Source organism: Paenibacillus sp. PDC88 (assembly GCF_900106725.1).
Classification (GTDB): domain Bacteria; phylum Bacillota; class Bacilli; order Paenibacillales; family Paenibacillaceae; genus Paenibacillus; species Paenibacillus shunpengii.
Window position 1 is genome coordinate 757,448 of the sequence record NZ_FNNT01000001.1, and the last position, 25,932, is coordinate 783,379.

39 protein-coding genes are annotated in these 25,932 nt (G+C 48.5%); 4 read left to right on the plus strand and 35 right to left on the minus strand.

From position 1 onward, the window contains the following. Positions 1–16: 16 nt before the first annotated feature. The 16 genes from BLW49_RS03470 to BLW49_RS03545 form a co-directional block, all read right to left on the minus strand. Entirely contained in the window at positions 17–385 is a 369-nt protein-coding gene (locus tag BLW49_RS03470) for a phage tail assembly chaperone (RefSeq protein ID WP_090723151.1), read from the minus strand. A gap of 62 nt (positions 386–447) precedes the next feature. Then, entirely contained in the window at positions 448–882 is a 435-nt protein-coding gene (locus BLW49_RS03475) for a phage tail tube protein (RefSeq protein WP_090723153.1), read from the minus strand. Positions 883–893: 11 nt separating this feature from the next. Continuing rightward, on the minus strand, positions 894–1,934 hold the full coding sequence (locus BLW49_RS03480) for a phage tail sheath subtilisin-like domain-containing protein (protein ID WP_090723154.1): 1,041 nt from the start codon (positions 1,932–1,934) through the stop codon (positions 894–896). Between the two features lie 55 nt (positions 1,935–1,989). Continuing rightward, positions 1,990–2,412 (minus strand): hypothetical protein, encoded by a 423-nt coding sequence (locus BLW49_RS03485; protein ID WP_090723156.1) that lies wholly within the window; start codon positions 2,410–2,412, stop codon positions 1,990–1,992. A gap of 2 nt (positions 2,413–2,414) precedes the next feature. Then, complete coding sequence (locus BLW49_RS03490) at positions 2,415–2,840, minus strand: HK97 gp10 family phage protein (RefSeq protein ID WP_090723158.1); 426 nt, start codon at positions 2,838–2,840, stop codon at positions 2,415–2,417. Further along, positions 2,840–3,157, minus strand: coding sequence for a hypothetical protein (locus tag BLW49_RS03495; protein WP_090723160.1), 318 nt, complete (start codon positions 3,155–3,157; stop codon positions 2,840–2,842). The genes BLW49_RS03490 and BLW49_RS03495 overlap by 1 nt, the downstream gene beginning before the upstream one ends. Beyond that, the gene (locus BLW49_RS03500; protein ID WP_090723162.1) at positions 3,157–3,552 is read right to left on the minus strand and encodes a hypothetical protein; all 396 of its coding nucleotides are present in this window, start codon (positions 3,550–3,552) and stop codon (positions 3,157–3,159) included. Before BLW49_RS03500 ends, BLW49_RS03495 begins: the two co-directional genes overlap by 1 nt. A gap of 24 nt (positions 3,553–3,576) precedes the next feature. Then, positions 3,577–3,804: a hypothetical protein gene (locus BLW49_RS03505; RefSeq protein WP_090723164.1), complete on the minus strand. Its 228-nt coding sequence runs from the start codon at positions 3,802–3,804 to the stop codon at positions 3,577–3,579. Positions 3,805–3,874: 70 nt separating this feature from the next. Continuing rightward, positions 3,875–4,966, minus strand: a complete 1,092-nt coding sequence (locus tag BLW49_RS03510) for an SU10 major capsid protein (protein WP_090723165.1) — start codon at positions 4,964–4,966, stop codon at positions 3,875–3,877. A 103-nt stretch (positions 4,967–5,069) separates the two neighbouring features. Then, positions 5,070–5,756: a phage scaffolding protein gene (locus tag BLW49_RS03515; protein WP_090723167.1), complete on the minus strand. Its 687-nt coding sequence runs from the start codon at positions 5,754–5,756 to the stop codon at positions 5,070–5,072. A 61-nt stretch (positions 5,757–5,817) separates the two neighbouring features. Further along, positions 5,818–8,043 (minus strand): hypothetical protein, encoded by a 2,226-nt coding sequence (locus tag BLW49_RS03520; RefSeq protein ID WP_090723168.1) that lies wholly within the window; start codon positions 8,041–8,043, stop codon positions 5,818–5,820. A 21-nt stretch (positions 8,044–8,064) separates the two neighbouring features. Beyond that, positions 8,065–8,883: a phage minor capsid protein gene (locus BLW49_RS03525; RefSeq protein ID WP_090723170.1), complete on the minus strand. Its 819-nt coding sequence runs from the start codon at positions 8,881–8,883 to the stop codon at positions 8,065–8,067. Then, positions 8,883–9,848 (minus strand): hypothetical protein, encoded by a 966-nt coding sequence (locus BLW49_RS03530; protein WP_090723172.1) that lies wholly within the window; start codon positions 9,846–9,848, stop codon positions 8,883–8,885. The genes BLW49_RS03525 and BLW49_RS03530 overlap by 1 nt, the downstream gene beginning before the upstream one ends. A gap of 3 nt (positions 9,849–9,851) precedes the next feature. Beyond that, positions 9,852–11,432, minus strand: coding sequence for a portal protein (locus BLW49_RS03535; RefSeq protein WP_256209559.1), 1,581 nt, complete (start codon positions 11,430–11,432; stop codon positions 9,852–9,854). A 17-nt stretch (positions 11,433–11,449) separates the two neighbouring features. Beyond that, a complete protein-coding gene (gene terL, locus BLW49_RS03540; protein WP_090723173.1) occupies positions 11,450–13,207 on the minus strand; it encodes a phage terminase large subunit in 1,758 nt (585 codons plus the stop codon). A gap of 18 nt (positions 13,208–13,225) precedes the next feature. After that, positions 13,226–13,660: a phBC6A51 family helix-turn-helix protein gene (locus tag BLW49_RS03545; protein ID WP_090723175.1), complete on the minus strand. Its 435-nt coding sequence runs from the start codon at positions 13,658–13,660 to the stop codon at positions 13,226–13,228. Between the two features lie 326 nt (positions 13,661–13,986). Here BLW49_RS03545 and BLW49_RS03550 point away from each other — a divergent pair, with 326 nt between their 5' ends. After that, positions 13,987–14,553 carry a recombinase family protein gene (locus BLW49_RS03550; RefSeq protein WP_090723176.1) on the plus strand — a complete coding sequence of 189 codons (567 nt, stop codon included), beginning with the start codon at positions 13,987–13,989 and terminating at the stop codon, positions 14,551–14,553. 169 nt (positions 14,554–14,722) lie between these two features. Here the strand turns inward: BLW49_RS03550 and BLW49_RS03555 are convergent, their stop codons facing one another. The 4 genes from BLW49_RS03555 to BLW49_RS28675 all read right to left on the minus strand — a co-directional run bounded on the left by BLW49_RS03555 (position 14,723) and on the right by BLW49_RS28675 (position 16,709). After that, complete coding sequence (locus BLW49_RS03555) at positions 14,723–14,929, minus strand: hypothetical protein (protein ID WP_090723178.1); 207 nt, start codon at positions 14,927–14,929, stop codon at positions 14,723–14,725. 472 nt (positions 14,930–15,401) lie between these two features. Continuing rightward, a complete protein-coding gene (locus BLW49_RS03560; protein ID WP_090723180.1) occupies positions 15,402–16,283 on the minus strand; it encodes a hypothetical protein in 882 nt (293 codons plus the stop codon). Continuing rightward, entirely contained in the window at positions 16,267–16,566 is a 300-nt protein-coding gene (locus BLW49_RS03565) for a hypothetical protein (protein WP_090723181.1), read from the minus strand. Before BLW49_RS03565 ends, BLW49_RS03560 begins: the two co-directional genes overlap by 17 nt. Then, positions 16,566–16,709 carry a hypothetical protein gene (locus BLW49_RS28675; protein WP_177178628.1) on the minus strand — a complete coding sequence of 48 codons (144 nt, stop codon included), beginning with the start codon at positions 16,707–16,709 and terminating at the stop codon, positions 16,566–16,568. The genes BLW49_RS03565 and BLW49_RS28675 overlap by 1 nt, the downstream gene beginning before the upstream one ends. A gap of 186 nt (positions 16,710–16,895) precedes the next feature. Here BLW49_RS28675 and BLW49_RS03570 point away from each other — a divergent pair, with 186 nt between their 5' ends. Further along, positions 16,896–17,087, plus strand: a complete 192-nt coding sequence (locus BLW49_RS03570; RefSeq protein WP_256209560.1) for a hypothetical protein — start codon at positions 16,896–16,898, stop codon at positions 17,085–17,087. Between the two features lie 143 nt (positions 17,088–17,230). Here the strand turns inward: BLW49_RS03570 and BLW49_RS28680 are convergent, their stop codons facing one another. The 4 genes from BLW49_RS28680 to BLW49_RS03575 are packed head-to-tail and all read right to left on the minus strand — an operon-like array spanning position 17,231 to position 18,082. After that, positions 17,231–17,377 (minus strand): hypothetical protein, encoded by a 147-nt coding sequence (locus BLW49_RS28680; protein WP_177178629.1) that lies wholly within the window; start codon positions 17,375–17,377, stop codon positions 17,231–17,233. Continuing rightward, positions 17,358–17,513: a hypothetical protein gene (locus BLW49_RS28685; protein ID WP_177178630.1), complete on the minus strand. Its 156-nt coding sequence runs from the start codon at positions 17,511–17,513 to the stop codon at positions 17,358–17,360. Before BLW49_RS28685 ends, BLW49_RS28680 begins: the two co-directional genes overlap by 20 nt. 25 nt (positions 17,514–17,538) lie before the next feature. After that, complete coding sequence (locus BLW49_RS28465; RefSeq protein ID WP_143042061.1) at positions 17,539–17,829, minus strand: hypothetical protein; 291 nt, start codon at positions 17,827–17,829, stop codon at positions 17,539–17,541. After that, the gene (locus BLW49_RS03575; RefSeq protein ID WP_090723183.1) at positions 17,810–18,082 is read right to left on the minus strand and encodes a hypothetical protein; all 273 of its coding nucleotides are present in this window, start codon (positions 18,080–18,082) and stop codon (positions 17,810–17,812) included. The genes BLW49_RS28465 and BLW49_RS03575 overlap by 20 nt, the downstream gene beginning before the upstream one ends. 147 nt (positions 18,083–18,229) lie before the next feature. Here BLW49_RS03575 and BLW49_RS03580 point away from each other — a divergent pair, with 147 nt between their 5' ends. After that, positions 18,230–18,454, plus strand: coding sequence for a helix-turn-helix domain-containing protein (locus tag BLW49_RS03580; protein ID WP_090723184.1), 225 nt, complete (start codon positions 18,230–18,232; stop codon positions 18,452–18,454). Here BLW49_RS03580 and BLW49_RS03585 read toward each other — a convergent pair. The 8 genes from BLW49_RS03585 to BLW49_RS29440 all read right to left on the minus strand — a co-directional run bounded on the left by BLW49_RS03585 (position 18,451) and on the right by BLW49_RS29440 (position 23,698). Continuing rightward, a complete protein-coding gene (locus BLW49_RS03585) occupies positions 18,451–19,167 on the minus strand; it encodes a hypothetical protein (protein ID WP_090723186.1) in 717 nt (238 codons plus the stop codon). The two genes, BLW49_RS03580 and BLW49_RS03585, sit on opposite strands and share 4 nt — an antisense overlap. Next, positions 19,160–19,903: an HNH endonuclease gene (locus BLW49_RS03590; protein WP_090723187.1), complete on the minus strand. Its 744-nt coding sequence runs from the start codon at positions 19,901–19,903 to the stop codon at positions 19,160–19,162. The genes BLW49_RS03585 and BLW49_RS03590 overlap by 8 nt, the downstream gene beginning before the upstream one ends. Next, entirely contained in the window at positions 19,900–20,214 is a 315-nt protein-coding gene (locus tag BLW49_RS03595; RefSeq protein WP_256209561.1) for a sigma factor-like helix-turn-helix DNA-binding protein, read from the minus strand. The genes BLW49_RS03590 and BLW49_RS03595 overlap by 4 nt, the downstream gene beginning before the upstream one ends. Before the next feature lie 118 nt (positions 20,215–20,332). After that, on the minus strand, positions 20,333–20,554 hold the full coding sequence (locus BLW49_RS03600; protein WP_090723189.1) for a hypothetical protein: 222 nt from the start codon (positions 20,552–20,554) through the stop codon (positions 20,333–20,335). Beyond that, positions 20,555–21,751 carry an HsdM family class I SAM-dependent methyltransferase gene (locus BLW49_RS03605; RefSeq protein ID WP_090723190.1) on the minus strand — a complete coding sequence of 399 codons (1,197 nt, stop codon included), beginning with the start codon at positions 21,749–21,751 and terminating at the stop codon, positions 20,555–20,557. 181 nt (positions 21,752–21,932) lie between these two features. Then, a complete protein-coding gene (locus tag BLW49_RS03615; RefSeq protein WP_090723193.1) occupies positions 21,933–22,532 on the minus strand; it encodes a nucleoside/nucleotide kinase family protein in 600 nt (199 codons plus the stop codon). Between the two features lie 211 nt (positions 22,533–22,743). Continuing rightward, positions 22,744–23,424, minus strand: coding sequence for a hypothetical protein (locus tag BLW49_RS03625; protein WP_090723196.1), 681 nt, complete (start codon positions 23,422–23,424; stop codon positions 22,744–22,746). Beyond that, a complete protein-coding gene (locus BLW49_RS29440; RefSeq protein WP_371264533.1) occupies positions 23,417–23,698 on the minus strand; it encodes an HNH endonuclease in 282 nt (93 codons plus the stop codon). The genes BLW49_RS03625 and BLW49_RS29440 overlap by 8 nt, the downstream gene beginning before the upstream one ends. A 165-nt stretch (positions 23,699–23,863) precedes the next feature. On the opposite strand from BLW49_RS29440, the gene BLW49_RS28690 reads away from it, so the two are divergent. Beyond that, positions 23,864–24,094 carry a hypothetical protein gene (locus BLW49_RS28690; protein WP_177178605.1) on the plus strand — a complete coding sequence of 77 codons (231 nt, stop codon included), beginning with the start codon at positions 23,864–23,866 and terminating at the stop codon, positions 24,092–24,094. 366 nt (positions 24,095–24,460) lie between these two features. On the opposite strand, the gene BLW49_RS03640 is transcribed toward BLW49_RS28690, so the two are convergent. From BLW49_RS03640 to BLW49_RS29445, 3 genes are read right to left on the minus strand one after another with little or no spacing between them, the layout of a single operon-like run. Further along, positions 24,461–24,739: a hypothetical protein gene (locus BLW49_RS03640; RefSeq protein WP_090723200.1), complete on the minus strand. Its 279-nt coding sequence runs from the start codon at positions 24,737–24,739 to the stop codon at positions 24,461–24,463. A gap of 1 nt (position 24,740) precedes the next feature. Beyond that, positions 24,741–25,454, minus strand: coding sequence for an FAD-dependent thymidylate synthase (gene thyX, locus BLW49_RS03645; RefSeq protein WP_090723827.1), 714 nt, complete (start codon positions 25,452–25,454; stop codon positions 24,741–24,743). Beyond that, the gene (locus BLW49_RS29445; protein ID WP_371264516.1) at positions 25,447–25,863 is read right to left on the minus strand and encodes an HNH endonuclease signature motif containing protein; all 417 of its coding nucleotides are present in this window, start codon (positions 25,861–25,863) and stop codon (positions 25,447–25,449) included. Before BLW49_RS29445 ends, thyX begins: the two co-directional genes overlap by 8 nt. Between the last annotated feature and the right edge of the window lie 69 nt (positions 25,864–25,932).

Here is a 25,932-nt window from a genome sequence, read left to right on the forward strand (position 1 = left end):
TCACCTCCCGCCTTGATTAGTTTTTTACATCTTCAATTGTCTCTTCTTCTTTTCCGTAGCCGGACAACGCTAGAATCTTTCCGACAAGTCTCGTAACTTCACCGGGCATTAACGCTTTGATTACGCAATCCGCCGAATCAGTCGCTTCGTAATGTTCGCGAAGGCTCTTATCGTTGAATGCCGGATCAACGCAACCTAGTGCAATTATTGCGGCGTTATGAAGCTGATCGTCGAGCTTATCGCCAATTGTTGCCTGATCTCCAGCGCGCTTAATTTCCTCAAAAGATAACGGACGAATCGTGAACTTAACGCCTAACCGCTTCATGTTTACCTCTTCTTTAATGTCCTTACTTGCGCCTAGTAGCGCCTGTAATGCTGATGCCATCTATAATCAACCTCCCGGTTATTTTCGAAATTAAAAAGGCGAGCCGAAGCCCGCCGCGTAGATTAAGCGTTGATTTTATCGAGTAGCTCAGAGCCCGAGAAAACAAACGTGAGCTCTTGTTTTACGGTTGTTCCGTGTTCGTATCCCGCGAGCGGAATCTTGTCGAATGTGACGTTTTTCAGGCGAGCACGGTAGGCACCGTAAGCGGCCGGATCATCGAGTGTAACGATTAGCTCGGTAAAGAATGGCGCGCTCCGATTATTTGTAATTGCCATGATTTTCTCCATGAATGTCGTCGTTACTAGGAATCCATTAATTGAACCTGAGCCTTTAAGAGTCGTCGGCTTGTGTCCTAACCAACGATCTCCGGCAATCGGAATCTCTTCCATGCCGATAGCAACGTCAGCGGTAACACCCGTCACGTTTGTCATCCAGTTACCGTCAGCATCCAGGAGTTTCCCGTAGCTGCCGTCAATAGTTTTAGATGGGTCCAGCATCTAATCACTCCTTAAATGTTGATAGTGAGGAAAATACGTTCCATCGAATCAATCTCAACGTAACTAAGTGCAAGGAACACGGAGTCGCCAACGCTCGGACGTTGCGGATCAAGCGTTACAACTGGATCTGCGAGTACGCCTTCGCGCTCAAGCGTTTCGAGGTACGCTTTAATCGCGACGATTAACGTTGCCTGACCGTCTGCGTTGTTGTTGAGTTTGCCGATGTAACTATCCGCAGCCGTTTTTGCAATGTCCGTTAGGATCGCTTGGCGTGCGCGAATTGTGCGGATTTTCTTCTTCGATGTGGTCAGTCCTTGCTCGACTTTGACTTTCTCGCCGTCATGAACCAACACCAAAGAACCCGCCTGCAGAGCCGAGTTGATTTGCGCATTTGTCAGACGCTTGTTGACGTCATCGAGCGGTGCTTGCTTATACGTAATGGCCGCATTAATCGCTGTGCCTGCGATGGCGCCCGCAAGCCATGGCGCATATTTAGCGGATTCGTACGTTACGCCGTTAACTACGCCGCCAACGATTTGATTAACGATGTAATCATCCGCATTCAGCGTTGTGCGCGCGTTGCCCGCCGTTGGGTCAGCGTCATTAGCTGCCGTTCCGCCGATTACCGCCATGAAGTGTTTACCTTCGTCGCGATTGCGGATTACCCACGTCTTCGTCGCCGCCTGTTCCGATACGGTCGATTCGCCATCGAACACGAATACGTTGAACGGTCGCGTGTCAAAAGCGTCGCGCATTGCGGTGTAGTCCGCAGTCGCCGGTGACGCCGGCATCGTATAAACGAGAACTTCCTTAGCGCCGCCTTGTAGCGCGAGTAGAATCGAGCCGATATTCGCAGAGCCGAACAATTCAGTCGCTTCCGCTTCCGTTGAAACCGTGAAGAACGCCTTCTTCGTAGCTGAGCCGCTATTTAACAGCGGAATTGCGACTGTACCACGTGCTCCTCCGCTGATTTGCGCTGCCGCTGCGGATTTAAAGATCGCGTAAATACCTGGGCGAATCGGTAGTGCCGTTGGGTCCCAAGTTCCTGCCATTCGTTTCCCTCCCAAAATTAAAAAGAGCGCCCATGATGGACGCCCTCTTTTCTGTCTATTCAAATCTTGTGTCTATGTGGTTGATCTTCTGCCACGATTTCTGCGGTATTGCCTCGCGCACATTGCCGGTTAATATCCCGATACACGCGTGCATTCCGCTCTCCATCTTAAAAGGCTGCGAATAAGCGAAGGACTCTACGCGGAAAGCTCCGATAGAGTCCGTTTCATAAACGTATTTACTTAGCGCATCCATCACCGGTAATATCGCCTGCGGAGTCTGCGCGAAATAGATGACTTGATACTCGCGATCAATCCGGTAATGTACACCGGTCTCCTTCTCGCGGTCATCGTCAAGGAACCGTATGACGAACGTATCATTAACGGGTTTGTCCGGCACCGTTTGCTTCTCGTACTTTGCCGCCGGATACTTCGCTTTAATAAACGTTTCAATCGCGACTATTTCATCGAGTAATGCCACCGCTACCACCCCGCCTTATCAAGACCGTCGCGTATTTCCTTTTCGATATCCGCGGACCACTTACGCTCGTTCTTCTTGCCCGGAATCTCCAGGAACTTCTTCTCCGTGCCCGGCGTTAGAAGATTCTTACCGCCCGCATCATGTTCGTGAATATAGTACGCATAGTTAAAGCGTCCGCTCTTCGACTGGACCGTAGCGTTCGCGCTAATCTCGCCCGTCATGTTGAGGCCGCCTTCTTCCGTAATGTCCCCGACCGTAATCGAACGGCGTAACGTCGCTTCGTCAATTGGCGCGATATCAACGGATTCCGCTCTCCATTCGTCGAGTGCGTCGTGTAATCCGATGCGCGCAGCATTAGCGGCAACTTCCGGAGACTTCTCGATAAGTTCCGCGAGCTTCGAAATATCAAACTCGAAGGATAACGACATTACACGTACACCTCCGTAATAATCGGCTTACCGTTTAGCATGCGTTTTGGTTCGATAGCCAGCGGACTCCGTTCGATCGTATCGCCCAACTCGTTCGTATACGTAATGACGTCGTCGTAACGTACGTCCGGAAGCTTATCGAATATAATCGTCATGCTTGATACGGCCTCTTCGCCGACTTGATTCTTTACGATTTCAGTGCGTTCAGATACGCGCACCTTATACGTAATACTCACGCCTGGGACCGAACCGCCCCAACCGTCTGACGTGCCCGGCTTCGTAACGATAACCGTTTGTTTCAGCGGTATAATCGCCATTACATCACCGTCCATTTAGGCGCGCGCTTATTTAGCTTAACTCCGTTTTCCGCTCCGATAATGTCGTAGGCCGTCTGCGGAATAAGTTTAGACAAGTCGCGATCCGGTCGGGATACTGTCGAGTCTTTATAGTCAAAACTGCCGACTTTATCAATCGTAAACCCCGTAATGCCATGCTGCGCCAACCGATTCGTATCGTTAAACACAATCGCGAGCACATTCGCAAATTCGTATACAGCCGCGTCAGGAATCGTATAGCTCGGATATTTCACGGCAAGCGTGCGAGATGCGACGTTAACTATCCGTTGTTTTTTCGCCTCGTCTGCGTCCGTCCAATCCTCGATATCGATACAATTCGCGCTGATATAATCGTTTGCGTCTGCTACGTTAACCATCGCCTATCACCGTTCCCTCCGTTATTATTCGGAGGCTTTGGCGGCGCCTTTACGCGGTTGTTTGGCGGCGGGCTTAACCGTTTCCTCCGGTTGTTCTTGCGGTTCGTCTACCGGCACTGCGTCGGACAATACGTCAAGTACCACGATTTCTTCCGGTGTTTTCGCTGCGTATACGCCATCCTTAAACTTGCGCTCAACGCCGTCAACGTAAAACGATAACTCGGCATAGCGCGAAGTATAATTCTTTGACATCCGTGTTACCTCCGTTATAAAAAGAAGCCCGGCGCAGTTAAGCGCTAGGCTCCGGTTATTTGCGGTCGGCTTACGCCAAACCTTTGATACGTGCGTGCGCTTGCTCTTGGTGGAGCTCGATAGTGTATTCGCCGACGATCATACCTTGGTAGTAGTCACCTTTCTTGCCGAGGTATTCATGCGCGAAGTCACGACCGCTCAAGGCTTTGATCTCTGTGCGGTTTTTATCCAGGATAAGAGCTTCGCCGGAAGCGAGGTTGTCATTAATGGAAACAGGGAACTCACCGAAATCCGTAGTCAATCGGGATACAACAGTACCGCGACGCGGATCGTTTTGGTCGATGCGCACCAAAGCTTCCCCAAAGCTAGACACGATGCGTTTTTGCTTCGCCGGAACAATGATCTCATAATTACCGCCAGTTGCAAATCCACCTTTAGTGTAGATGGCCTGCAGACTATCATTGATCATTCCAAGGGTAAGTGCCGCACCAAATGCATCCTTGACATTGGTTTGAATCAAGGAACGTACGCCGCCCATTTGACGGATCGCGCCGTTTTCGTATTTGATACCACCGATAACAGCTTTCTCCAACTGCAGAGCCAACTCCAACAGCTTTTTGGATTTTTCGTACTCGTAAATGTCATCAATACCGTAGTTGTTAACCGCTGCAGCAGTGCCCGTGATTTCTACAGTGTCAGTAAAGATTTGCGTCAGGTTGGATTTACGTACGCGTGCCTTGTAACGAGCGTCACGAGCATCCGCGCCTTCAACGCCTTCTGTAAATTGGAAGGACACAGTTGAACCGGACGGGATAACAGTCGCTGTAGTTCCGGCATATCCACGAGTTACTGTAAGAGTCTTAGTTCCGGAATTAATAGCTGTAACCTTAAGCAGCTCTTCTCCAACTTTAATCACGTCATTAACGCGGAATGGTTCTACGGAAGCAACAACGACCGCTGTTCCTGCCGCAGTGACTTCCGCACCGGATACGGACTCAGTTGCGAACATAGAATCTTCGAACCATACATGCTCAACTTGGCTTACTGGATTAGAAAATCCAAGCATAGAAAGCATTGGCGTCTGATAAGGATTAAGGAGCAATAGCTCGTCTGTTACGGACTCGCGTTTACCAATCAAATCGTTATTAAAAATTTTAGACATTCTCTTATTCCCCCATTAGGTAAGTTTTTGGGCATTAAAAAAGCGCCTCCGGTTTCGGAAGCGCAAAATAAAAAGGACACTCAATTTTAAAAGTGTCCTCGTGTTACTTATTTAGTTCACGTTTAAGCTGCGTAAACTTAGCGATGTTGCCCGGTGTCGGATTCGCCTTAACTTTCTCGGCCATCTCCGCAAGTAATTGATCCTTCGTTTTCTCCGGTTTCTGTTCGCCACCGCTTGCTCCACCGATCGGGTCCGGCTTCGACTTCGTTTGCTCCACGAGAAACGGTTTATTTTCGATCAGCGCCTTAACTACGTCTTCTACGCCGACTGCGTTACCCTCGTCATCGACCGTTACCGCGGATAGGTCGGCGAGTTTCAACGCGTCATCGATCGCATCTTTACGTACGTTCAGTTCGCGAGCGAGCGCTCGGAACTCCGCTTTAATCAAGCGCTGGTTAGCGGCTGTTAACGCCTGGTCACGCTCGGCTTTCGCTTCATCTGCGGCCTTAAGCGCTTCGGCTTTCTCGGCTTCGAGTCGTTCATGTGCGGACATCTCCGCTTTCTTACGCTCCTCTTCCGCCTGTTCAAATTCCGTAAGCTTCGTTTTCAAATCGTCATAGTCTCCGTATTTCTTCCGTTCGCGCGATAATCTATCGGTAATCAACCGGTCAACTTCGTCCTGCGTAAATGTCTTCGGTGGCTGCGGATCAGCCGGCGGATCTAGTGGCGGAGTCGGGTCCGGTTCGCCTGCGAACAATTGAAGATTAAGCGGAAATCTAACGTTTTTCATCGTATATCCTCCCGTTTAAAGCCCGTCGGCTATCGATTAGCAAACCGCTTAGTTTAACGTCTTAGCGTACGGACCTATTAGTATAAAGAAGAATTTCATCCAAGACTAATTCACAGACAATTTGACACTCAATACTTACTGACGACTCTTGATTCGGCTTCCACCCGTCAAGTGGGTATTCATGGTACCCATTCGGGTAGCACCTACTAATTACGTGCTCTAGTATCGCACAGGATTGTTGTAGACTTGAGATTGTGCCCGCCCTATACAGGACAACCGCTGAATAAAAAGCTGTATGAACAAATCCCCATCTTGAGTTGATATAGTTATATCCGACCTCTTTTATGAACCCGGCAGGCGTAGAGTAATCGAGTAAGTAATTATAAATATGAAACGAAGGTATAGATACAGCTTTGGTGTAATCAAATAAACTAAAACCGTGGTAATGAGAGAGCTGTTGTGTGAATACTTCTTGCCCAATAGCGTAAGGAAGGATATTTTTATAGAGAGGCCCACTCTCAAATCTCACCTTAACTCTATTGTAGGCAGCCTCCCTGGTTGGATTCTTCTGGAGGTTCAAACTACTCTTTAGATACCTCAGTGCACAAGCTTCTGCATTCATGTTATCCGATACCAAAGTGCTGAGCGTGATTTTACCATTTCCCCCACTAAACTCTTCCATCAGGACGATTGCGTCTGCCAAAGCGTGAATAACACTTTCTACAAATTCTAGCTCCTTAACTTTTCCTTTTTGAGCGCATTTAGCTCTAAAGTACTCAAGGGCGCTCATATCTCTCCCAATGTACTCAAGACCTCGATTTGGATAAACACCGAAAATCCCCGTTACTGTACCGCCTCCATAGGTAACATCTAGTGCGGATTTAAACAGACCCCATGAAGTATCAAAGTTGTCTATTCCGTTTATCTCAGCGTACGCCAAATGAATAAGAGATCTTAGCAGAGGGAAGTTTGTCTCGGTCAAGGCTTTTTCAGCATTTAAGTTTATGAACACTTTAGAAAGTGCAATAGCTTTTCGTCTAAGAACTTCTTTAGATTCCTTTGTTGCAACACTTCTTGGTGTATTCATAAGCCTATTAACCGTGTCAGTTACATTTTTACTTACAGCTACATCAGTCCCTGTAGTAAAATGAAATTTCGCACTGTAATAGCTACCGTTAGGAATATTCATGGTTTTAGGAGAAGTGTTGTACCATGTTGCATTCATATAAGTAAAGCCCGCATCGTTAGAACTAAGTACCTGCGCGGAGTATCTATTCTCTGCCGGGTTATTGTCTGGTATATATTGAAAATATTTAATTTGAGTTAGAAGAGACGTATCCCCGACTTTTATACCTTTGTATCCTTCCCCACTGACTTCACCCGATTTTTGCATCGCTAGTTTGAATGCAACCCCATTTAGAACTCCGGCAGCAATATCGGCATCTGCTCTTACAAAGAAATGCATATCAAACTTTCCATTAGCCCACAATCGGACAGTTGATGTGACAGTAATTCCTTCGTTGTACTTATACTTGAACGAAGAAATATAATCCTTAAAAACCACACCGGACCCACTTACGGTCCTATTGATGTTAGTTGTTTCAGTGGTTACATTGGAATTGATATCGGAATAAGTATTGTTTTTTATTGCCACTCTTTGGAGTACTGTCCCGCCTACCAAGTCTATACCATTTACAAAAACATGCCTCAGTAAGAAACCAAGATCCTCATGGAACCTTAACCCAACGTTATTAGCTATTAATTCCTCGCGAACTGTACCTGGAGTTGACTGAATGACGTTGTGGAGCACTCTTTCAGGGTACGTATTTAAACGCTCTTTGTCATAGACCCTGATTGTAAACACCTTAGATTCCCCCGGACTTAAAGAAGCTATAAGCCAAAGATATCCACATTTCAGTGATCCATCGTCGTAACTTCCAAAGTCATCGTCTATACTAGGATTAGGGTGCTTGTCAGCTTCCCATTGAAAAGGTACTAGATCGTTGTTACTATCGTAAACCTCTATATAGTTTGTGGTTGCACACTCACCCTTTTTAAATACAATATAAATTGCCATTTGCTCCTGCACCATTGGGATGTCCAATGGATTTTGAAGCACCGCTTGGTATAGCCTATAGTCAATTCGGTTTATCTCCAAACTCTCATTAAATGTGTTTAACTTTGCTTCCTGCCTATCCTCATTTAGTAAAGATAGATCTAGCTGTTGCTGGAAAAGTTGAGGATTCTCTGGAATAGTTATGTCATAATATGAGATCTTTTTAGTCACTCTTTCTAACCTCCCTCTCTATTAATCTGGACGCCTCACCGGACTCACTACGTGCTTACAACGCGGATGAAATATCTCGCGCCTCGGTAACGCACCAATCTCCGGATAATCTCCCGGAGCGTCCGGCGTTAATTTCACGATACGCCCTTCCCAATTGCGGCACGCATCCTTTGCGCCATGGCTCGATATCCGCCCGTACATCACATCACGGTCGAGCGCTTCGTTAATCGTTCCGTCTATCTGTGCGCGCATCATCTTCGTTCGCACAACGGTCTCAACGTAAACTTCCGGCTTCCAACGCCGGCCCGCTGCATCGATAATCCCCGTTTCAACCGCACCGTTCAACGTTGTTCTCATCCGCTGCAGAATGTCGGCGCTTATCGTTCGTCGTCCGTTTATTCCCGCGGCCATGTTCGCGCGCATTGCGTCGGCTGTCGCTTGGCGCACCGCTTGTCTAACGCGACGGTCCACGTTTTGTGTCACCGCGAGCAAATCGGACTGAGTATCCGCAATGGCCGCCGCAACCATCTCGCGATTAGTCCGATTAAACTTAACGATGTCGCGCGCTTCCTCAACCGTTGCGACTACGCCGAGGTCGACGATGGTCCGCGTTACGCCATCCGTTACGGCAATCGGAATATTGGCGGAAACCCATTCCGCTGACTCTTCGTTAAGTGCGGTTAAGATGGCGGCGACCTCTGCGAGTGCTGCCGTTGTCTGTGCGCGAGACATATCGGTTAGGTCCAGACGCGATAATTCGGCGGTAATATCACGTACTGCCCGTTTGTATGCGGCGATAAGGCGTTCAATGTCGCGGTCGTAATTCGGCTCCGGAAACATTACGCTGCACTCCTCTCCCCGAGGTTGTCCGCTTTACTTAGAAGCCGATCAAATTCAGCGATGTAGTGAGTAAGTCCGGCATCTTCCAACTCTCCGTAATACTGACTTACATGACGTAACTTTAGTCGTGGCGTATCGTGCTGAATATCACTCCCACGTAAATAAACTACAATTAACTCGTCACAATGAGGAAGATACTTTTCTATTGATGAAGAACAAAAAACTGTCCAAGAGGACAGTTTCGCGTCAATAAATATGTTATTATCCTCATCGTAAAAGTCTGGCATAATTGTGTTATTACACAGTCTCTTTTGGTATGAGAAATTATATCCGAGATCCTGATACATTTGCCAAAGCAATCGCTCAAATGATTTTCCTAAATGAGAATCGTATTTCATCGCACATATATGATCATCCAGTTTCTCACCTACAGAAGACAACGCATTCTCATAACTACCGAAACAACGAACGGCGACCTCATGAACCGTGGGAAAGCGGGTCTTCACACTTGTTATATTAAGTGGCCCTCCATCGTCTCTTATCTCACGCAACACATCCAGTAAATCCTCTCCGGCCCACTCACGCACCTGCCGTTTTATGACACTAACATCCATACCTAAATCATCACAGAGAGCGTCGTATGAACCGTAGTGCTTTCGTATTGCGTGATCCAACTTTTTATGCTTTCGGGACAGCTCAGAGATTGAGGATACGTCTTCTAACGCAACTAGGAATTCTCTCTTTATCATATCCCGATCCCAAAAGGTGAGTGGAGAGACATTCTCTTTGGTTAGCCCGATTTCAGCTAAGGCTTTGTAATGACTCCCGAAATAAGTCTCCATAGCGCCACGTAATGACTGGTCTTCTTTTCGAATAGCAGAAGATGTCATTGACTTTCCTTGTTTGTGTCGCTCAGCTAAAGCTGAAATTACTAGTTCTCTGCTCCATTTATTCTTTCTAGCCATTTATCAGACCTCCGGAGCGTTGAATATACTTGCATCTACTGTCCCACTAACACGTGCCTCGTCCTCATCGATTCTACGCGCGATCTCATCTGCCTCATCGTCGTTAGTGCTGTCAAGCCGCTTAATTGCACTCCGCACATCTAAAGTGGGTTTTCCTCCAGTTCGTATCTGCGCCGCCTCAGCTTCCGCTTTGGGGTCCGTAGGAACGCCGTCCCTCCAACTGATCTTCGGATAGACCGCTTCATAAGCTTCGAATCCCTCTACGTCTCTATTCGCGAAGTTTTCGAGTTTCATCGCCTTCCAGAGCGCATTACGAATCGCACGGTCAACATGCGTACGAATCCGTTTTACTTTCGAAAGGATCGGCATGAAGCGCGCTTTAATTGCGCCGGCATCCGTATGAGACGTACCTGTTCCGCCTTTATCCGCGGCGAGCGTTGTACCGAATAACCATTGCGGCGTTTCGCTAATCTGATAAACGAGTCCTAGTAATATATCGAGTTCCTTAAACGCGCCTTCTAATTGCGAGTCCCACGTCATATAACCCGGCGTCGGGTCGTCTTTTTCGAGCGGAATATAACGGCCACCGAATCGCGCCGTACTCTCATCGTCTGACCAGTCCGGACCGTACGCTGTCGGGTCGCTGTGCTTCCATAAGATATAATCGATTTGCACCATGCGGTCGTTAATCGCGGCCAGCACGCTCTCCAACTTCTCAACTCCGCTCTCACCACGCCAGTCATCATCCGTTGTCTTATACGGAATGTGCTCGACGAGCATTTCGGGCATCCCCGTTGGCTCAATTTCCGCTTTCTTGTTCGTAGGTACGCGTTCACCAATCGTATAAAGCGAAATCGGCACGCCCCAATCCGTATCTACTCCGTTTTCCGTAAGCTTATAACGCTCATGCAGTATATAGCCGGGTATATGACGCTCAACGTTTAAGTACGCCGTTTCCGTCGTTGGAATACCGCTGAAAAACGACCTAATCGCGCTAGATGATTCGACTTCCCATTCGACCCATGCGATATTAATCGCTTTGAACCGTTTCTTTGAACCGCGTGATAACTCCGGAAACACAATCGAAGCGTCTACGGATTCGATAATCGGTTCAAGCGTCACTTCCGGCGCTGTAAGTCCGAGTTGTTCGACCTCACTAACGTCAGCACGCGCGGCATAATACGTTTTGATAAACGAGTCGCCACGGTAGCCGCCGCCGATAGTGGATTCGTGTACGAGCTGCGTTAAATCGTTCTCTTCGACAATCGAGTTTAACCGTTTCTGTTCGCGTGATTCCGGTCCCTTGCCGCTCTCGTATGTCGGAGGCTCACCGACCATCAAGTCCGCCGGCTTCGTAAGTAGCGCGTCCATAACGTTGACTGCGATAAATAGCGTTTTGAGCTGCGGTGCGAATGGCGTATCTTTCAAAAGTGAGGACGCACGATCGTATATCTCAACGTGTCGTCCGGAATATATCGCTTTGCCGCGTTTATACTTCGCTAATCGCGGAATATCTTGCGGCGGCGGGAATTGAGCGCCTGGATAAAACAACTTCGTTTCCTTGATATCGTAAAATTCCGTCATTTGCGGACCTCCTTTCGTTAATACATCCACGCCGGCTTATTGCGAATCTGTTTCCTCGCTTTAGCCACGTTCTCAACCGCTAGCTGCAAGGCGTCGGCAGAGTCAACGTAGTCTCCGTGCGGATATTGCGCTAATTGATCGATAAGCATCGTATGAGAAGCGTTAAGGATAAGCGTTTTGTTATGAAAAAGAGGCTCCAACGATTCAATCCGTTCCTCCTTCGAGGATTTGTAGGATTTGATATCGTTGAGCCTCGTTCTGTGTATGCCGCTGATTCTCATTCGGTCCTGCAGCTGTCGATAAAATTCATGTTGCGCGTTAATCGTTTCTACGCTGAAAACGTTGTGCTTCCACTCTTTCATCTTCTCGATAATCAAGTCGATGTACTTGTGCGGCTGCTCTTTCGACGCGTACTCGTCCAAGACGAAAATGTGACCGGTCTTCTCATGTCGACCAACCGTAATTACTGCGTTATAGCACGACCGCGCATTCTTTCCCTGCGCTATATCCCACGCGCCACTTATCGTTAATTCTTCAACGGGAATCCTCATGTCTTCATACCGAATGTAGCGACGCCCGTGCTCGTATTCAAAACGAAAGTAACCGTATGTGTCCGGGAAGAAGAATTGCTCGTCCTCACTAAACGCCAGATTACGAAACTCCGAGTTATATGCGCGCGTTCCCATATTGACTTTCTCATGCATTAGCGCGCGATAAGTCCAGCGCCAAGGCCACGCAAGTTCTACGCCTTCCTCTAGCGCTTCTTTATTCGCTCCGTAAAACGCGTCCGCTTCCGCCATATCTTCGGATCGTGCGTATATCTCGCAATACTGATCCCATAGCTGCGGATTCGACGGTTCGGATACGACCGCACCGTGAAACGACGATTCAAAGTCTCTCCGCTTGAGAACGTGATTAAGTAGACCTGTCGCGCTGACCATCGTACCGACGAGAATAATCGCTGTCGACTTCGTACCAATCGGCACGACTACGGAATTAAACCAGTGAATCAGCTTTTCCCGCGCTTCCTTCGTACCTTCGTTATTCGTTGACGATGGATCATCGACTATAACGAGGTCAGGCCGATAAGAACCGTGACGCTTACCGCGGAGTTGCTTACCGGACGATGACGCCTCGACAAGCGTGCCTGACGCGGTGATAAACGCCTCTTCGTTGTCCTTCTCGTTCAAGTTGTTCCGTTCGTTTAGTAGATTACCGAAGTCTTCGCGTAATTTCTCGTTGAACTTAAGCTGCTTATTAACCCACCCGATAAGCTTCTTAGAGAGCGAGTCCGTTTCGGAAATAACTAGGATGTATTTGCGCTTTCGATATACGATCTGATGCAACGGAAATCCGTTCGAGAACTTACCGGATTTGGAGTGTCCCCGCGCTGCAGCAATCGCAAGCCGCGCATTTCTAACTACGTGATCTACGTGGTTACATAAGTTAAAGAATTCGCGGTGAATCGGCGCTATCTCTTCGAGTGGATCGTGCGGCGTTCCGTCCTCCGCGTTACGAACAATGTTATCCTCGTTCTCTGGATTGCCGCCGTCCGACAGGTATTCGTACGTAAAAAACGCGACGTCGTCCTCAGCGCGGTCAATACGCTTTAACCGTTTCAGCTCCGCCACATCTGCGCGAAATCCCTCTTGATGATACGTTGTTGCTCGTCCGGCTTCGATTAATGCGCGTAATTTCTTCGCCCGTTCACTAACGATTCGGATACGTTCTGTTCGCGCAGTCTTATCGAGCCATTCACCGTTAACATACGCCATTAGAACGCACCTCCTCCGTTAGTTTTCGTCGTTTAATAGCTCGTCTAGCTCCGCGATTTCTTGCGCGATATCTTCGTTCGTACGCGCTGATCCGGCTTCCTTCGTCTCTACCGAAACATTCTGCGTAATAAGTCCGTGACGCTTAAAGTACAAATCGATACCTTTAATCGACGGTTGCGATCCGCTTATCGTCTTCATGAGCTGCCGATATACATACGCGCGCTCAGATTCGAGGAACTCGTCCGCCAAGTAATTAACGTAATCAATGAATGCGCGATTCTGCGTGCGCCACTTATATAGTGACTGGCGCGATACGCCGACCTCGTCCGCAATCTCATCAAAACTTACGCGCTCATTCTCCGCTGTAAATTCGCGTTCTACGCATTTTAGCGCTGCAATAATTTGGCGCGGGTCTAACTTCGCTTCGAGCGTTGCTTTTCGTTTATCCGCCATACTTGCGTTCTCCTTTCGTTTTCACGTGAAATTAGCGCGTATCAGCGCGTATCACACGCAAGGGGTACGTTTGCCCCATTCGCCTATGAAACGCGCTAATTTAACGGTAATTCTACGTCATTTTACGTGCTGATTCCGCTACCCGAGTTCAAAATTTTGCTCGCGAATTGTATACAGCTGTCGGGGCCGTTTACGCTACCGGCTTGGGGGGGCCGCGGATTATCGTAGTCATAACTTAAAAGTATTGACACCGATCATTAATACGCGTAGAATCAAGGCATCAAACGGTGTCATAACTTATATTCTAAATCAACGGAGGGATATGTATGATATACGGCTATGCTCGCGTCTCAACAATCGGCCAGGACTTAAACTCGCAGATAGAAGCGCTTAAGGCTAACGGCGCTAACGTTATATACTCGGAAAAGTTTACCGGTACCAAGAAGGACCGCCCGGAGTTCATCCGCCTACTGAGCGTTCTTCAATCCGGAGATACGCTTATCGTCACGAAGCTGGACCGTTTCGCACGTTCGACAGTGGACGCTATTACTACGGTAAAGGAGCTATTTAATCGCGGCGTTAAAATACACGTACTCAATATGGGCGTTATCGAAGACACCGTAACTGGCCGCCTAATCCTTACGATATTCTCCGGATTCGCCGAGTTTGAGCGCGATATGATCGTAGAACGTACGCAAGAAGGCAAGGCTATTGCGCGCCAGAAGGACGGATTCACCGAAGGGCGACCGCGTGCCTATACGAAGAAACAGCTCGATCACGCGATTGCGCTATTAAACGATAATTCATATAACGAAGTAGCCGCGAAAATGGGTATTAGCAAATCTACGCTGATTCGCGAAGTTAGACGGAGGCGAGCGGCTGAGACCCCGTGAGTTTAGGCGGGCGTCTCCGGTCCGAGTCGCTAGTAGCTGAAATGCGCTATCAACGTAAACACGCGCAAACCCTTCCGCTAAACTTTCGCTTCATATAATAGCGCGCATTCCATACGCTAAATTAACGGTTTACATTAACGCGATTAATACGTCTAGGCATAACGTTTAATCAACGCCTCCATTCGTCAAACTGATCGATCCTATACGCAATAATAAATAACGCAGGAACATACGGTATTACCGCCATTAACGCGAGACTCTTCGCTACCTCTACGAATCCACTACGCGATTGAATAGCGTAAGGAATATAATGCGTAAGAACTACGAGTATTAACGTAACATGAACGCCTAATATAACGAATAGAACGTTTATCATTACGCATTCCCTCCGCTCACTGTACGTTCGCTTAACGCTTTAAATCCGTTAATCCGCGCCATTTAACGCTATAGATATAAACGCTTAATACTAACGCTATTAACGCGTTATTGATACGTTTTAACATGCGCTTATCCTCGCCTTCATGAGATACTTCGTTTTGAATATGCTTCTTGTATCTAACAAACAAAAAGAGATAAGCTTCGGGCTTTCGCCCTTGCCGTCGCCTTTCGGCTCCGACTTATCTATACGCGAATAGAAATATGTGCACAAGGACCATGTTCTTTGGTCCGCAGTGTCGGGCCGCTTTTGCCCGTTTTATTCCGTATCTTGTTACGGAGTTATACAAGATAAAGAGTTGCTCAAGCCCTAAAACGCCGAAATCCCGCGCCGCTCTAAGGCTCAAGCCACTTTTGAACTATGCAATATTTGATAGGTAAAACGCTCTAACTATGCAATATTTGATACCCCTCTAAAACGGAAGATCCGCGTCATCCAGTCCGTGTCCACTTTCGGAAGCCTTCCGGTGCTGTTCGAAGTCATAGCGCAAAGCCTGCGTATACTCGTCGTTATCGAACTTCTGGCGGTACATTACGTCCGGATTAACTTTGATCACGGTAACTCCTAACGATTCGGAACGCATAATAAAGCCGTTCTTACTTAGCTCCCGTAACCCTCTCCGCACCGTCTGATCGTCAACGCCAAGAAAACGCGCGAGTGACGCTTGTGTGATAACGTCGAGTCTGTCCGCTCTCCTCTCGTCCGGATTCGTACATAAGTAGCAGAGCCGGTAGTGGAAAAACGGAATCATACAATATAAAAGGCCTGCCGCTTGAATCGAAAGATTCTTTACGTCAGACCTCGTTTTCATTTGATATATCTTCGTAAATGACTCGCCCTGTTTAAGTGCGCGTCCGATCGTGTGATACTCCGGATGGATTGCGTACACCTTACGCCTGCCATCCTTATCTTCCGTAAGTATTCCGTATTTGACTAGTGAGTTGACGATAGTGGCGGTCATACGCGCAGCCTTTCCGATTACTTTCGATATCTCCGCGGAGCCCATGCGCTTCCCGTTAAGGTACAAGTCACCCGCGTTATCCATGTGCATATACGGTATCAGCTTCATAACCGCGCCCAGCTCGTTAAGAGAGAGCATCGTTGTTAAGCCGCGTACAGGTTCGTGGTAAGACGTTACGTAGTACTTCGTATTCCGTTTGCGCGCGTCCTCACGCTGTGCGTACTCTCGTTTGCGTGCGATATCCTCTTCGGACTCTATACGAAAGCCGTCGACGGGAACTTCGTGAACCCAATGTCCCTCAGCGTTTTTGTGCGTTCTAATTTCCGGATGCATGGCGCACCTCCTCCGGCATGTTATCGACGGAATCTTTAAGCGTTTCGTAACCGAATATATTTGATAAAGCGCGAATATGTCTAGCAAGCGGCATCGATAGTCTAACGTAATCCGCCTCGTTCTCAGCATAAACAACGATAGTTACTGTGTCAGTCGCCGCATAAGGCTCATCCGTTATGATTACGTCGCCGTCAGTAGTCGTGAATACTTCGCCTTTTCTATCGTGTAAAGAGCGCCCCGCTCTCGCGTTACTTCCCCATTTACCGTTAAGTGCGTTACTCATCAATCGCGCACCTCCCGTTGTGCAGCTTCAAGTTCGCGCAATGCCTGCGTAGCTTTCTTCGCTTCGCGCTGGATCGCTTTAAGTCCGGTTAGTGCTTCGGATACGTCAACGTTAATTCGCACGGTAAGGTCTTTACCCGCCATATAATCGTCCCCTTTTCGGTTGTATTTTCGTTCCCAAACGGGAATAAGCCGCTATAAAAGCGGCCTTTCATTTACGTAGGTACATTTTGGTGTGAAATATACGGTGGAAACGGAAAATATTTAAAGGAAAATTCCGCCAATTTGTCGAAGTGAATACGCAGCCTACTACGAAAGGACTACGTTTATATGAAGTTTATGAGACCGTTGACCTCCGATATCCACTTTTACACCGCGAAAATGGAGCGTGCGCCCATCGTCGTGTTTATTGAGCGCGAATTAGTCGGCAGCGGCGTAATCGAGGATATAACGGAGACTAGCGTTAAGATAAGCGGTGAGCGTTTTATGCGCGGAGTTTGTACGTTTAAATATGCGGTATAACGACGAAAACCGCTAATTCCACGAAGGGCAAGCGGTTTTTAACCGTTACGAAACGTTTAATAACGATTGAATCGCGATCCAGTTGCCGCCCGCAGTCCGCACATACAAGCGGCCGCCCATCCGTTTGCCTGCATATATTAGAGTCATTTATTTAGTGCTCCTTCCACTTCGGATTCTTTCGCGAGCCTTACCGCAAATACGCGTCCATCTACGAGGAATAACAACTCGTCGTAAGCGCCCATCTTCGCCATGTCGCGCTTCATAGCGCAATTACACGTCAGTTTGCTCATCGTCTTTAACCTCCCCTTTAGCTGGTTCCAGACAATCGTCTTTTACATCTTCCCAACATCCAGAACAATAGCCTTTACGGTTTACTAATTCTGCATCAAGGCAAGCTTTACATATAGCAAGTACGTTGTATTTCATCCCTGTTATCTCTCCCTTACTTGGATTATGGCTTCTCCGCAAAATATTCGTCTATTGTAACCGTCCGCAAATCCGCGCTGCGCCCCGTCCGCTTATTTACGAGGCGTTCTCGTGGCTCATCGGTAATCAGCGCCGGACTCGTTGGTCGTGAGAAGCAACGGTCGCCCTCGTTAAATCCGTATTTAGCGAAGTCCTTAACGCAAGTTAGCGCACGATACTTACGTGAGCCCGGCGTATGCTGACCGCTACCTTCGCAGGTATAACACTTTGACCCGTTACGATAGCGGCCGGTTCCGTTACAGCGTGCGCAAGTCATGGGCGGTCACCAAACGTTGAAGTAGCGCGAGCATTTCGTCGAGTTCGTCGTCTACGAACGCCTGTTTAACGAAGATCCGCCTATTCATGATCTCCACGCGATTTGCGCTAATATTCTTATCGCTGAGTATGCGCAACGATAGTAAGTTAACATGACCGTGAAAGTCGAAGAACAGCGCCAGATCCGTGCCGGCGTTTAAATCGTAACTAAGCGACATGATTTCGATAAGCTTTCGTTTAATTTGCGTGGTCATTTTCTTTTCCGCCTCCTGTTATCGTTACGTTTAGCGTATCACTTGTTATCCTTATAATATATCGTTACGTTTAACGTGTCAATATCTTTTTGATACTTTTAACGTAACAACTTATGCGCTATACTAAACGTTAGGAGGTGGCGTAATATGACCACGTATAAAGTCCGCCTCAAGCTCGACGATCTATTAAAAGAGCGCGGCATAGGCGATCGCGAATTCGGACGCATGACCGGAATACGTTATCCATCTATCGGAGAGATGCGGGCAAACAAGACGGTGCGGCTCCCGCTTGATAATCTCGCGAAAATATGCGAAGTGCTCAACGTTGAGATTACGGACGTACTCACGCTAGAAAAAGAGCCGCGCGATTAAGCTGCGGCCTTTTCTTCGTTATTACCCGGTATAATCTCCGTCTCGTTTACCGCACTCATTTCGTCGAACCAACGCTTGCCTAACCCGCTGCAGTCAACGAACTCGTCCGATAGTACACCGCCTGTATCGTATAAATTGTACGTAACGACCGCGCCCGGCGACGTATCCTTAAGGTACTGAGCTTTCCTAGCGCGGTTTTTTGTGCGCGCTTCTTTTTCTACGAATCGATTATCGCGTTCTGTACGGTGGCGACGTTCGGGCTTCGCTTGATTTACACCGTTAGAGTCGTATGAATCCGCGAGTACTTCAGCATACTCGCTATCACGACGACGGTTCTCTTGATGTTCCGACATTATCGGATATTCTTCACGCGTCATCTTATTCTTTGAGGTATCCGTCAACTCTTCGTATAATAAGATATCAGATAATCGGTCAAGTAACGCGGAATCAACCGGAACAGTTACAGGTCCTTCACCGCCTCCACCACCTGAGTAATAAGCGGCTTTAACTGTATGGTTAAACTCGGCGTGATGCCATGCATAATCATCAGAGATGAGACCGGCCACAGTGACTCGCGCTTGCCTATTACGCAGGTCATATGTTTGGACTCCATAAGTAAATGAGATTGGCGTTTCATTTGCTTTGAAGTTATCGCGCATTAGTCTCTCAATAGTTTCGACGGACTTTACTAATTTCTCTCTATAATTAGTCAATGATCATTTCCCCTCTCATCCATTCGTTTAATTGCCTCCGGTTATTTCCACCGTACCCATATATAGAATGAAATTCACTATGACACCTTTTACATAGAGTTATTCCGTTATCGATATCGTACCTGAGGTCTATAGCTGTATCGTACGACTCAATGTGATGTGCGTGTAGCCCTACCCTCTTTTGTTTGCCACATTGTTGACAAGTGAAACTATCCCTTCTCCGGACATCTAAAGACCACTCCGCATGATCTCTACCTCGGAAACCTATAAACTTGGGCATAGGTAGTTCCCTATAATACGCGAGTTCATCAGCCTCCAGTTTGTAAGAAATTACTGGCTGCTTGCTGTTTAAGTCACTGTAGTGATTGACTTCTCTGCGTATTTTTAACGCTAAGTCTTCCCGGGGATTTGCATATCTGTAGAGTGTTGTATCGCTTAATCTCAGTTCATCTTCTACTTGATGAAGAGGAAGCTCAGAGGAAAACCGAAACTTGACCTGGCTTTTACTTAGAATGGGATACTCAGTATGGAATACCTTGTGTGGGTTTGAATCACTCAAATCGTCATAGAGTATATAATCCGCCGCCTTCTCTAATACACGAGAGTCGGGCGTTTGCCCGGAACTCTCAATGTACTGGGAAATCAAGGCGGAGACCGTTTGAATACGTTCGTCGCAACTAAGATCCTTTTGTTTTGCGAGGCGTTTAGTCAACAACTCCAGCTTCTCCTCAGTCATGCCGCGTGCGCCTCCTCTTCGATATCTTGCGTGTACTCAACCGTAACGTCTTCGTATTCCCATTTGCGATAAACAGCCGCGATACTTTCCGTTGCGCGATCAATCGTTTCGCTTACGTTCTTTTGCGCGATTCCCATAACGGTAGCGGCCTGCGCCTGAGTTACGTCGAACCCGTATACTAACGCGATGGCTTCCGTTTGGCGTTCCGTGAGGCCAGCGTTGTAGATTGCGGAGTTGAGATCGATGAGCAGGCAACTTGCATCTGTGTCGCCTTTGTACCTTGCCGATGATATCTTGTGCCGATCTCTCAACAAAGACTTAACTCCCGCGACGTCGTTTAGACAATATTTCACTAGATACTTGCGACTTGTTTTATCGACATCTATCTTAACTGAACCCATCCGATCCCCACCTCTCAACTATTTCGAATTATTCAAACGTTGACATTTGCGAATATCCAGACGCAATAACCCGTTCGATACCGAGTTCTGCCTTCACGTACTCGTTCTCGCAATGTCCATCATGCGTCTTGTCTCCGTTACTGTACGTCGTCATCTCGCTACCTTCGTATATCTCAACGCCGCAATACGCGCACCAAGATACGATAATTTCAGGCTCATCCGGTGGCTTGAAACGGTCGAGGTCGATCATTCACGCCGCCTCCTCTAACGCAGATCCTGCGTAATACTCCGCAACGATCCGGTCTTGCCACTCGAAATCGAACGTACTCACTCCGTCAATTTCAGATCCGGCACCGAGCGTCAATTCGTTCCAGCGGTAGGGCCCGTCAGCGTACACATGCGAAGCTTCACGATACCCGTCTCCGGAATCGTTAGCATGCTGAAACATGAACGCACTAACGTCTTTTATCGAATGCCACGAAGGAATGTGCGGATATAAATTCTCACGCATAAGTGTGTCCGTTAGATCGTCGAGTAACTCGTCTAATTGTGTTGAGCCGTCGCCCCATTTATCCGTCGATTTTCCGTCCTTGTCGTAGCCGATGTCCGTAACTTTCGCGAAATAGGCCGGCGTTTGGCCGAGTAAGAATCTCGCATTAAATTCCGTTATATCGTCGTATCCGCCGCGCTTAAAATTCGATCCCCAACGTTTCTCTACCGTTGGTACGAGCGGAGTTCCTGGCGGCGCCTTTCTAACGATAAGTATTTGCGTCGCTATCGTTGTTCCGGTTAGTGCGAATGTCTCGCCGGGCAGTCCGATAGTAGCTACGTGCCAACACGTTTCGTAAAGCATGCGCCTAACCTTCTCCGCATAGTTTGCGTACGCGAGTCCCAACGGAAGCACAAACGCGATGTATCCGCCAGGCTTAACGGTTTTAATCGCGAGTTCAATAAACGCAACTTCCGACTTCCCTTTTGCGCGTCCTTTCGTAATCCTTAACGTATCAAAACTGTCCGGAAGCTCCGCCGCGTCAATATCGAGGTTGACTCCGTACGGCGGATTGCCGATCACGTAATCGTAATAATCGCGCCGATCATGCCGGAAGGCGTCACCGGTAATCACGTTAGCATGCGGGTAAATTAGCGATGTAACTTTCGCACTGGTCTCATCGAGTTCGAGCGCCGTAACTTCGCTATCTTGCGGTAGATGTTCGATGAACACTCCGCTGCCTGCAGACGGTTCTAGGAAACGTGAGCCCGGCGCAAATGCTCCGCCTGATAGCCCGCGCAGTGCCTCGATAACAAAACGCGCAACGTGCGTCGGTGTATAGAACGCGCCTCCAGCGTAAGCATTCGGTAGAAGTCCGCCAGTTGACGTATAGTTCTCACGTAAGAATGCGATATCTTCTTCCGTTATTTCCTCGCGTGGCTTTGCGACGATTGCCATTGAGCGGACGTTTCCGTCCCATCGTTTACGGTCAGCCTTTCCGATAAAGCATCGCCTCCTTCCGCTTCCTTACGCTTAGTTAACGGTGTCCGGTCATCATACGGACAGCCCATCGCTTGGTCGAAACGCCCCGCCATGTAACCGGCTTCGTACGCCATCTTATACGTGTCCGCCGCCTCACTCACGCAGCCTCACCGCCTTCCCTAAGCGCAGCTACTACCGCATCAACCTTCGCGTACAACTCGTCCAGGCTGCAGTCATTCGCGATCGTATAATCCGCCGGCCAATCGTCGAGCTCCGTTTCCGTTCCGTGCATGAGGTCGGCGTAATCGAACCTGTCGCCCGATTTAACGGCGCGGTCGATGCGGATAGCGTCCGGCGCTTCGACGCGAATGAGTACGTAGCCTTCCGACTGCAGGCGCCAGGCTTCGTTTAGCTGGCGGACGTCGGAGATCACGGCGCGGAAAGGTATCACCGGAAAATGCGGCGCATGTACCCGTAAATAAGCGTTATACGCAGCACGATCCATCGCGTACCAATCGACGTTAGTGAGACATTTGCGTAGCCAGATATCCGGATCGCGTTCACGCATCGTCTGGCCGAACCACTGGTATCCTTCGCGCGGCTTTGCGTCAGTCTCGCCGAACAACTCGTGATAATAACGTTTGAGTTCATCGCCGAATGCGAATTGAGTGTAACCGTATTTTGACGCTAGGTAATCGCCGGCGGCGGACTTCCCACTACGCAACTTGCCGATTAATCCGATGTTAGGTAACGTCATTCAGCGCTCACCTCCGCTTTTGTATACGCCTCAACCGAGAACCGCGCACGAGCCGCCGCTTTGACTTCCGCACGCGCTCCGTACCCTACGATTGCCTCGACCGAACGAGTTACCGCGGCGGTTGCGTCACCTCGCGAATAATAAGCGGCTCGCGGAGTTGAGAACGGCTTGCCGTCGCGGTACACTACGTATACTGCGTGTTGTTCCGCCATTAGGCCGCCACCTCCTCGCGTGTGTCGTCAATAATACGTGGACTACCGTATTCTGTGTTCGCTGTAAGCACTCCGTAAGCCAGTACGCTAATTGTTTTCGTGTTAATGTCCGTTTTATCCGCGACAGTCATGTTTCCGTAATCGCATGCCGTGTACACGACGTCGCCCACGCGCACCTCCGTCGGACTCGGCACGCTCAAGTATTCCGCCGGCACGTCTAGGTCGAACATCCGATAAGCCGCTATTGCTTTGCCGATCCACGCGTTAAACACGTCACCTGGCACGCACTTCGCAACTCCTCGTGATATCACACGTTTGTTAGAACGATTCCTGCGCAAAACTACTACTGTACGTTTGTCTTTATTAACGATGAACTCGACGTTATCTTCCGCAAAAGCCTTAACGTCAGCCTTCGCACGCTCAACGATCCTGTCACGTTTTCTCTGGCGCGATTCCTTAGCGTAGGTCTGCAAGTCCGCGTTAACTTCCGCTGCTGTAATACCGCGCTTAACCTTACGGACAGCTTGCGCCACCTCTGCGTCAGTTGCCGGGCGTACCTTTGCGCCAGCCTCAAGCGCAGACACACGTTTCTTAAGCGATTCGACTTCCGCGGTTAATGTTGCGATAATCTCAGCGGATTGTTCCGCTGCTGGGCGTGAGGATAGTTCTTGTTTAGCCATTTGTCAATTCCTCCTTGTGTAATTTTCTAGCGGCTCTGATCGCTTCTATTGCTTCTTGCTCGGATTTGTGGTATCCGATACTAACGCGTTTCTTATTACAGTAGAACGAGCCAGTCCAACGGTTATGGTGTTTACTGAAGGATACACCGCGCTCTTTGCTGTATTTTCCGGACCCGCCCTTAGTTATGTTCTGCATGTTTTCAAGTTGAGTACAAACCCGAAGATTCTCCCGACGATTGTCTAGTCCATTGCCGTTGATGTGATCAACAACCATACCATCCGGACAATCAGTGATAACGCGATGAAGATGTACCTTTAGAGCATTTCGACCAGACCCTGTTTGGTATCCACGAGCATAACTACCGTAAGGTGTCTTTCTCTCTGACCACTTACACCCAAAAGTCAGCAACTTTGGTAGATCTGACAAAGAGACTAACGCATGTACTCCGTACTCCTCATCTATAGAATTAAGACGAATGAGGACCGTATCATCGACAATCTTATAGGCGTTTTTCACGGAATGCCCCTCCTTCTTGGGTTCCACACGAACACCTATTACGTTGCCTATGTGATGTTCGCGATGACCGTTCCCGAATTATTTGCGAACGCTTCTCTCTTTCAGCGAGAGCTTCCGGATACTTGGCGTAAAATACATCCGGGTCATCGATAGGCACTTTGACGCTATACGTGCGGCTCTTTCCGTTTGGTAGGAACGACTTTATGAGTTCGTATTTCCGCAGCGTTTTAATTGCCGAAGTTGCCGTCGTCTCCCCTACGCCAGCCTCCATTTGGATATCACCCATCGACGGCCAAGCGTATCCGCACTTTAGGTAGTGCAGTAGTACGTCATAGACCGCTATGTGGTTGTTGTTGAAGTCCGGCAGATTTAGGTATAGTGTACGTAGAGCGCGTGATGGCGTTGTGTTCATTTAATCCGCTCCCTTATTGTTTAATTTTCGTGTGGCTCACGCGTCATTTCTACCGTTGGCGCGGCGGCCCTCGTTCTCGATCCGGTGATTGCCTATGTCATCGGATACTACAGTTCGTACTCGTGCATTTCCGTTAACTCGCCGAGCATTACGACGCGCTCACGATACGACACGCCGGCATAGTCCGCATGAATATCGCCATCAATGACGCCGGACTCCGTTTTGGCTGCGATGATTACGCCGGTTATCGCGCCCTCACGCGCCATCTCCGCGAACGATTCGAGTAGTTCGATGACAGCGTCCTGGCGGAGTTGTTCCGGTGACTTGCGTAGAGTGAACGGTAATATTTCCGCCAAATGCGGTTCTTGCGTATGTTGATCGCTCATATTACGCCTCCTTTACCGGAATTAATTCGCCAATTGATACGGGGAACTTCGATTCAATCAGCGTTAGAACCGCCTTTGCGTAAAGTTGTATTTCAACCTGCGCGTCGTGTTCGAGTCGTTGCGCGAGAAAGTGACATACGGATTGAAGCGATGCGGTCCAGTACCAACGGACGTACATTCCGTAAGCGGGCAAGAATAGGCGCGCTTGTTCTGCGCAGATTCCGTACTCAATTGCGTGTGCGTAAAGCCCCTCGCCTTGCTTAATGTAATCTTCGAGTTGAAGCGAGAAAGCATAAGCGTCATCACGGTTAATCGGATCGCCCGACCCCTGCTTACTGTTCGCAGGTGCGCTACGCCACTCGTCCGGATTAGGAATATAAAACGCTGGCTCCTCGGTAATATAACGGCGGCTCGACTCGTTCCATGCGTTCATACTGTCTCCAACCGCTTCCTGATGCGAAGATCCGATAATATACTTGTGCCACTGCCGGGCCACCATTAGTGGCGCATAAATCTCAAATTGGGCGAGCGCATGTCTAAACGGGGACGAATGTCCTTCACGTGCTAAGAACTTAATCAGACGAACATCCCGTTCAGTTAACTCCTTCGACTCCTTCGAGTAGCTAACTCTGGCCGCGTTTACTACGGTCAAGTCAGAGCCCATAACATCAACAAGCCTAACGTACCCCTCGTCTAGCACGGTGATCCTATGCATATCTACCAAGGCAATCCCTCCTACGTTTTTCGGTATTCAATAAGGCATGGTGCCTCATGTGCTCGGTTCTAACTAGAACCTTCAAGTTTTCAATACGATTATTGTTCTTGTTTCCGTCGATGTGATGAACATCTTCGTAGCTTAGAAGTTTTCTTCCTAAGAATCTTTCCATTACTAGGCGGTGACCTAAGGTATATCCGTCACTCCTAGTTGAAGCTGGGTCCTTAACGAGAACATACCCTTGTGTACTTAGTTTAACGCCGCCTTTCCAATTGGGGTTTTGAGATCCAGGTAACTTCCCCGCTCCTAACGCCGCCCTTCTACAAGAGGCGCAGAGATATCTACGGTCTCGTCTATTTGAAAACAACTGAAACTCGTCTCCACACTCCCTACAGGCTCGACACCTCATCGACCTACACCTTCTTCCTTCTTAGTTCGCAAACAGCGCAATCACTACGACCCAAAACGTTAAGCAATA